The 7,372-nt window shown below is 42.9% G+C and carries 6 protein-coding genes, 2 pseudogenes and 1 riboswitch; of the genes and pseudogenes, 2 read left to right on the top strand and 6 right to left on the bottom strand.

The genetic code is table 11. From position 1 onward, the window contains the following. Positions 1-6: 6 nt before the first annotated feature. From JCM14108_RS13265 to JCM14108_RS13250, 4 genes and pseudogenes are all read right to left on the bottom strand, one after another. Positions 7-813 (bottom strand): annotated as a pseudogene (locus JCM14108_RS13265) (TMEM175 family protein); the annotation flags it as partial. A gap of 233 nt (positions 814-1,046) precedes the next feature. Continuing rightward, the gene (locus tag JCM14108_RS13260) at positions 1,047-1,775 is read right to left on the bottom strand and encodes an L-ribulose-5-phosphate 4-epimerase (RefSeq protein ID WP_035181416.1); all 729 of its coding nucleotides are present in this window, start codon (positions 1,773-1,775) and stop codon (positions 1,047-1,049) included. A 20-nt stretch (positions 1,776-1,795) separates the two neighbouring features. After that, positions 1,796-3,402, bottom strand: a pseudogene (locus tag JCM14108_RS13255) (xylulokinase). Positions 3,403-3,533: 131 nt separating this feature from the next. Then, positions 3,534-3,956: a hypothetical protein gene (locus JCM14108_RS13250; RefSeq protein WP_035181414.1), complete on the bottom strand. Its 423-nt coding sequence runs from the start codon at positions 3,954-3,956 to the stop codon at positions 3,534-3,536. Between the two features lie 143 nt (positions 3,957-4,099). Continuing rightward, positions 4,100-4,190, top strand: a riboswitch (TPP riboswitch). A 109-nt stretch (positions 4,191-4,299) separates the two neighbouring features. On the opposite strand from JCM14108_RS13250, the gene tenA reads away from it, so the two are divergent. Next, complete coding sequence (gene tenA, locus JCM14108_RS13245; RefSeq protein WP_035181413.1) at positions 4,300-4,968, top strand: thiaminase II; 669 nt, start codon at positions 4,300-4,302, stop codon at positions 4,966-4,968. 102 nt (positions 4,969-5,070) lie between these two features. Here tenA and JCM14108_RS13240 read toward each other — a convergent pair whose 3' ends face one another. Together JCM14108_RS13240 and JCM14108_RS13235 are read right to left on the bottom strand one after the other, a co-directional pair. Further along, positions 5,071-5,742: a Crp/Fnr family transcriptional regulator gene (locus JCM14108_RS13240; protein WP_035181412.1), complete on the bottom strand. Its 672-nt coding sequence runs from the start codon at positions 5,740-5,742 to the stop codon at positions 5,071-5,073. Positions 5,743-5,752: 10 nt separating this feature from the next. Further along, the gene (locus JCM14108_RS13235) at positions 5,753-6,406 is read right to left on the bottom strand and encodes a hypothetical protein (RefSeq protein ID WP_035181410.1); all 654 of its coding nucleotides are present in this window, start codon (positions 6,404-6,406) and stop codon (positions 5,753-5,755) included. Positions 6,407-6,511: 105 nt separating this feature from the next. Here JCM14108_RS13235 and JCM14108_RS13230 point away from each other — a divergent pair, with 105 nt between their 5' ends. Next, positions 6,512-7,123: a TcaA second domain-containing protein gene (locus JCM14108_RS13230; protein WP_035181409.1), complete on the top strand. Its 612-nt coding sequence runs from the start codon at positions 6,512-6,514 to the stop codon at positions 7,121-7,123. The last annotated feature ends 249 nt before the right edge of the window (positions 7,124-7,372 follow it).

Genomic DNA, 7,372 nt, shown 5'->3' with positions numbered 1-7,372 from the left:
AGTTGACTATCGTCTTTGGTTACGATGCTCATGCTGGTTATTTTGATGACGCCATTTCATAGCATCTTCAGCGGACAAATGAAGTTTTTCCTGAATTTGATTCGAGAAATCCTGCCAAGCTTGCTTTTGAGCATCTGGTTGGTTTCCGATTGACCTGGTCTTTCGCCGATAGTCGTGGGCTAACCGACGAAAAGTTCGCTGCTGACTTGGTGTTAGTTCGATAAAAGCTTTGCGTTCCCTTCTTCCCAAATCTCCAACGTCGCTAAATTCTTCGTTATCCGAAGCATGCCGGATAAACGAACGAACGGGAATAATAATAAATAAGATCAGAGAGAACTTCGGAAAAAAGTAGCCAATAACGATTAAAATCAAATATGATATCCAGGATTCAAGAAAAGCAGTACTATAAATAACATTGTATAATTTTTGCATATCATCTTTATCAGTGTATTTATCATGGATAATTGTCTTTACAATTCGCCGAAACAAGACCGAAATGACAAGGTCCAATACCCCGTACATAACCACCGTCATTGAATTGGTATCAATAGCCATTAACCGGGTAAAAGTTGGAATAAGTGATACAAAGAACATCAGCGCCAAGTCACCAACCACAACACCATTTGAAATTTTTTCAACTTCATTAAAAATCACTGCGTGCTGATACCACAAATTGGCAATAAAGCAAAAACTAACAGCGTAAATGCCAATTGCCGTAAACAAACTCCGGTAGTCCAAAGCACCATTATTAATTTGAATGGGCAACTCCAGGACCATCACCGTAACCAAAATTGCAATGATTGCATCGACAAAAACATCAAGTCGCCCTTTTTATTTTTCTTTCATAAAATTCAATTACTTCCCCATTCTCAAAATATAAACCAGTATATTCCAAATTAACTGGAATTGCTAGGGAGTCAATGACACGTTATCAACACGTCAAAAAAGCCAGACAGAAATTTACTTTTTGTCCGGCTTCCTAAATTTGGCTTATTATATCGACTACAAAATGAGTTTACTTTGTAGACCTTTCTAATTAACTTAATTTATTCGTGTTCTGCGTGATCTTTTGACTTGGCACTGTTTTGACCATAGTAAGCGTTGGCACCGTGCTTACGATAGTAGTGCTTGTCCAACAAATATTGTGGTACGTGAATTTCATCACGGGTTAATTGCAGGGCGTGGTAGCTAATTTCAGCGGCCACTTCCAAAACCTTGGCATTGTAAACCGATTTGTCCGGTGTTGGGCCCCAAGAAAATGGACCGTGTTGGCTAACCAAAACAGCTGGCACGGCATCCGGATCAATGCCACGCTTTTCAAACTCGTCAACAATGACTTTACCGGTGTTTAATTCATAAGCTTCTTTAATCTGCTTTTCGTTCAAAGCCGGGGCACATGGGATATCACCATAGAAAGTATCGGCATGCGTCGTACTTACGGCTGGAATGTCCATTTTAGCAGCGGCAAAGGAAACGGCCCAAGGTGAATGGGTATGGGTAATCCCGCCGATATTTGGAAAATGATTGTAAAGGTAGGTATGGGTTGGTGTATCACTTGAAGGATTCATATCACCTTCGACAACCTTACCGTCCAAATCAACTACTACCATGTCGGATGGTTTCATTTTGTCGTAATCAACCCCGGATGGCTTGATTACAAATAAACCCTTTTCACGATCAATTCCGGAAACGTTTCCCCAAGTAAAAGTTACCAAATCCAGCTTGGGAAGTTGCATGTTTGCTTCATAAACTTTTTGTTTAAGATCTTCTAGCATTGTTTGAATTCACCTTTCAATTACTTCATTTTCATTGATTTAACAGCTTGACTTTCAACCGGCAAAGCAGCCTTATAATTGTCGATAAATTTGTCGTAGCCTTGGACACTGGCAGATTCCGGATAAAGGGTTGCTTTGGTTGAATCCTTAAAGACGCGGTTAGCCAGATAGTCTTCCAAGGATTCGCCGTTATTCCGGTTGACACAGAAGAGGGCTAAAACAGCCATCCCCCACGGACCGCCTTCACCGGCGTTTTCCATTACAGAAATCGGGGTATTCAACGCATCAGCCAAAACCTGTTGCGCCACTACCGGTGTCTTAAAGATTCCACCTTGGGCAACCAAGACGTTGGTCTTAATGTGCTCTTCACGCAGTAGGATATCCATCCCAATCTTCAGGGGTGCAAATGCCGAGTAGATTTGGGTCTTAATAAAGTTGGCCAAATTCAGCTTGGCATCCGGCTTACGGACAAACAACGGCCGGCCTTCCGGTAACTTGGTAATATTTTCACCTGACAGGTAGGCAAAGTTCACCAAACCACCAGCGTCCTGATCACCCTTAACGGATTCGGCAAACAATGTCCCGTACAAATCATCCGGTTTCAATTGAAGGCCCAAAGCCTTGGCAAATTCGCCAAACAGGCCGACCCAGGCGTTGATATCAGAAGAACTATTATTGGTATGAACCATGGCAACCGGAGCACCGTCCGGAGTGGTAACCATATCAATGTCGCGGTGAACAGCTTTCATTGGTTGATCCAAAACCACCATCGAGAAGGCAGACGTACCGGCAGAAATGTTACCGGTCCGTTTCTTAACACTGTTGGTTGAAACCATCCCAGTTCCGGCATCCCCTTCAGGCGGTGCAATCAGAGAACCGGCTTCAAGTTGACCGCTTTGGTCCAATAATTTGGCACCTTCAGCGTTCAATTCACCGGCTTTTTCACCAGCAGGTAAAACTTTTGGCAAAATGTCGACCAGGTTCCACGGGTATTGTTGGACTTCGGGGAGCTTATTGAACTTATCAACCATCCCTTTATCATAGTAGGTCGTCTTTTCATCAATTGGAAAGACCCCTGAGGCATCCCCAACACCAAGAACCCGTTGACCTGAAAGTTTCCAGGTAACGTAGCCGGCCAGCGTTGTCAGAAAATCAACGTCCTTAACATGGTCTTCCTTATTCAAAATTGCTTGATACAAATGCGCAATACTCCAACGTTCCGGAATATTAAAGTTGAACAATTTGGTCAACGATTCAGCAGCTTGGCCGGTAATGTTGTTTCGCCAAGTTCTAAACGGCACTAATAACTGACCATCCTTATTAAAGGCCATATAACCGTGCATCATGGCACTAACCCCGATTGACCCAATCTTCTTGAGTTCAACACCGTATTTGTCATGAACTGCCAGTGCCAACGTTGCGTAGCTGGTTTGAATACCATCCAAATCTTTTCAATCGGGTAGGTCCAAATGCCATTATCTAATTCGTTTTCCCAAAGATAATCGCCAGAAGCAATTGTTTGGAAATCGTTCGTCACCAGGACTTCCTTGATTCGGGTTGATCCCAGCTCGATACCTAACGAAATGTTTCCGCTTACAATTTCGTCTCGTACTCGACTTTCGTCCATTGTTTTATCCTCCAGAGTTGCTCGTTATTGAATTACGTTTACTGCTTAATTGTAAAATATTCGTACGGATAAATCAATGGTATTTGTTATTTATAGAATAAATCAATTGCCGGCTAGTCGCCCAAAAACGATTATTTGCGATGCCGCCGCCAAAAGAGTAACCAATAAATAACAGCGTAGCAAACTGAAAAAACGTTAAATCCAAAGAGGTAATAACCGATTTTCCAACCAAGCAAAGCTGGTCCGTTTAAAGCAGCTATTGGAAATAAAAACTGTGGTATAAAACCGCAGACGTCAGCAATGATAATCGCCAAGAACCCGGCCGTATCCTGTAAATTAAAAAGCTTTTTATCTTTTTTAAACCCATCATAAGTAAAAAGATAAAAGACAAAGTGAAGTCCGGCAAAATTAATAATCCCAGCCAGAATCAAAAGGCCGGCCTTCAACAGCGCACTGCCATTGGTAAATAAAGAAAAATAAATTGAAATTATTAAGCTGATACTTTCAATCGCGAATAGCCATTTATTTCGGATTGTCATCGCTGGTTTGATCAAGAAAACTCCTTTCTTAAGCTGATAATTTGGTAATAAGGCTATCATTTTATTTTTGCAGCGTCAAACCACTTCGTTCCTGGTTATTGCCGAGCAGAAATATTTGCTGTATATTGAAGTTGCGACTATCGCACAAAATATAATTACCTTGTGGTCTGGGGTGCTTTAATCGGCTGAGAAATACCCATGGAACCTGATGCAGTCAGTACTGCCGCAGGAAGACCGTTTTTAGCTCAAATTCGTTTATTAATCGTTGACTAAAGGCCACTTCATTTAATCGAAGCGGCCTTATTTAATTGCCAATCGAAACACCGTGCCCAAGGTAAAACCGAAAGAGGGATTCACGTTGACAACTTTTACCGATCAAATTCACGAACTTGCAAGACCACTTTGGTTGCGAAGTGTTCATCATCCATTTATTAAACAATTAACCGCGGGTGATTTACCACTCTCGACTTTTCGTTATTATTTACTGCAGGATCGCTATTATTTAAGCGAATTCGGTAAATTACACGACAAGATTGCCGATCAATTGACCGATCAAACAGCCATCAACTTTTTAAGAGAAGGCGCGGCCGGCTTGAAAAATGGTGAAATTGCGGTTCGAAAGGGTTTCTTCGCCAAACTAAATATCACCCAAGCAGAAATTGATTTAACCCCGATTGCACCAACTGCTTATAACTACGTCAATCATATGTATGCCGCCCTTTATCAAGGGTCGCCGCAACGGGCGATTGCCGCCCTGTTGCCGTGCTACTGGCTCTACAACGAAATCGGCCAGGCCCTAATCAGTCAAGGATCACCGGTTTCACTTTATCAACAATGGATCGAAACCTATGATAGTGACGGCTATACCGACAGCGTTAATCAGATGATTCAACTGACTAATCGGGCGGCTGGACAGGTTGATGAAACCGAAAAACAGGCAATGACCACCGCCTTTATCCGAAGCAGTGCCTATGAACTCGGCTACTGGGGGATGTCGTTACGCCACGAGAGTTGGGATTCACTTTAAACACTATCACGATTAAAAGCTTTCCATCGGCAATTCGGTGGAAAGCTTTTTTATCGTCTTAATTCAATCCTTGACTGCCTTTAAAATACATTTTAGTAATCATTAGACCAGTTCCATCAAACCGTCCCGATCCAAAATTTCAACCGTTGACGCCTGCATTCTGATCGTACCGGCCGCGGTCAGCTGTTTGAACGTTCGACTGATTGTCTCCGGCGTCGTCCCGATAAACGTTGCGATGTCTTTCTTCTTTAAAGGTAGTTTAAAGTTGGTTTTATTTAAGGAAGCACTGGTTTCCAACAAATATTTCGCCAATTGGCCGGCAACATCGGACGTCGCCGAAACAGTCCGTTCCTCCTGAAGATTGTTAATCTGCCGGCTCATTGTTGTTAACAGATTAACGGCCAGCCGGGGGCTTTGCTTCAATAAATCCTGAAAAGCATCCTGATCAATCTGGCAGACTGTTGAATCAACCAATGCCGTGGCGGTAACGTTTCGCTGATCATTACTGAACAAAGCGGCTTCCCCGTCAAAATCACCCGGCTGCATCACCTTTAAAAGTTGTTCCTTACCGTTCTCCGCGACTTGGGACAGCTTGACCTGGCCCCGCTCCAAAATCATAAAGTGGCCAACTTTGTCTCCCGCCAAATAAATGATGGTGCCCTTCGGATACTGATGTTGGACGACCAGTTTGGCAACCGCTGTTTTTTCATCCAGCGGCAGCGACTGAAACAACGGCACCAGGCTTACACAATTCAAAGCATGTTCCGTTTGCATGACAACCTCCCTATTTCTCATTCAAAAGATGTCCCAACCAGTTTCGGGTCGGTGTATCAGGTGCCGTATCAATATCAAACGGCAACGGCTGAAAGGCTACCCGGACCTTCTGCCAATCAATCCGTTCGCCAACCATTAGATGTTGGGCAAGTTCGCCAACCTGCTTGAGATTAACCTGCTGCATCAACTGCGGATTGTTCCCCAGCGTGGCCATCAAAACGTTGGCTGCCAATTGACGGGCAACCAGCTGTTCAAATGCTTCGGTTGTCAAAAAATCCGCTAAAATCAGCCGATTTTTCAACGGAACAGCCGGAATTTCCCGTTTTAAAAACCGTTGAAATTTAGACCAGTTTCGCACAACCGCTCGATAAAATTGATACGGCGCCCGTACGTTAATTGCTTTCAATGTTGCCGTTGCCAGCTGTTTAACGGACCAAACACCGGCTGCCGGCGCGTGAGCTACCCATTCGATGAGAAAGCGCTGCATCGTTTCTTTATCGGTCCCGACCATTTGCGTCTTCATTGTCAAACCGTAACGCACAAAAACAAATTGGCTGAATTGTTTATCGTTAATTGTTCTCTCGGCCTTTTGCCGCCGGGCTTTTTGAATTTCTTTAATTTGTCGAAGTTTGCTTGATTTAGCAAAACGACCTTGTTTTACCATTACTATCACCTATACACCAATCTATTTTTTCTAAATTGTATCAACTATATTATAATAATATATAATGAAATAATCACCAATTACCTTTAGAAAGAAAGATTGCCTTTGAAGTCGCAACAATCCCCAACAACTATGCAAAAGTGCCTGGCTGCCATTTTTACACTTATTTTAGTAGTGCTGATTGGCAGTTATTTTTACTTTGATCATTATTATAGTCGAGAAGCGACCGCCGACCGGTTTATAGTCGCCATCGAAAAAAACGATGCCCGAACTGTCGCTTCAATTGTTCGAACAGACGATGCCGATCTAAAAATCACGCCGCGTTCAGTCCAACCGCTTATCACCTATTATCAAAACCATCCCAATCAGCGGGCAAAGCTCAAGCGTCAAATGACAAGTACCGGCATCGTCAACGATCATTTGGACTTTGTTGATTCAGGTCACCATTTTTTCTTGTTTGAAAAATACCTACTCGAAACAAAAGCCGTCTTCCCAACTATCAAGTCCTCCCAGGATAATGTCCAGGTCAAGGTCAACGGTAAAGTTGTCGCTCGAAGTCTCAATCGAAACGTTACCCGGACATTTGGCCCCTACATTCCCGGCCGCTATAAAGTCGAATTAACGGTTTACCGGCACCATCATACCAAGAAAATCACCCGGACCGTTGATTGGCTTAATCCGACGAAAACTGATTTGCGGATTCGGGAAATTCGTTAACTCTCTACGTAATTTTTCCAATATTTTTTTAGGAAAACTTTGTAAAATTTTCAGCTGTTCCCTTGTAGCGCTTCAAAAATGCTAGTATCCTAAATTCACAAACCAAAGGAGGGATTTATAAAAATGGTCTTATCAAATCAATTTTCATATCAAAACGACCCGGCTTTTCAAGAAAAACAACCCCCGGAAATTCCGGAATTGAACCATGCCAATGTTAATTTACCGTACCCTGATCTTCAAAAACTACTT

It is taken from the genome of Lentilactobacillus farraginis DSM 18382 = JCM 14108 (genome assembly GCF_000583655.1).
GTDB classification, from domain to species: Bacteria; Bacillota; Bacilli; order Lactobacillales; family Lactobacillaceae; genus Lentilactobacillus; species Lentilactobacillus farraginis.
This window is presented reverse-complemented; position numbering and strand designations above follow the sequence as displayed.

Bases quoted from the DNA above. Each gene is read 5' to 3' on its own strand.
- JCM14108_RS13260 (WP_035181416.1), bottom strand. From the start codon at position 1,775: ATGCTAGAAGATCTTAAACAAAAAGTTTATGAAGCAAACATGCAACTT.
- JCM14108_RS13240 (WP_035181412.1), bottom strand. From the start codon at position 5,742: ATGCAAACGGAACATGCTTTGAATTGTGTAAGCCTGGTGCCGTTGTTT.
- JCM14108_RS13235 (WP_035181410.1), bottom strand. From the start codon at position 6,406: ATGGTAAAACAAGGTCGTTTTGCTAAATCAAGCAAACTTCGACAAATT.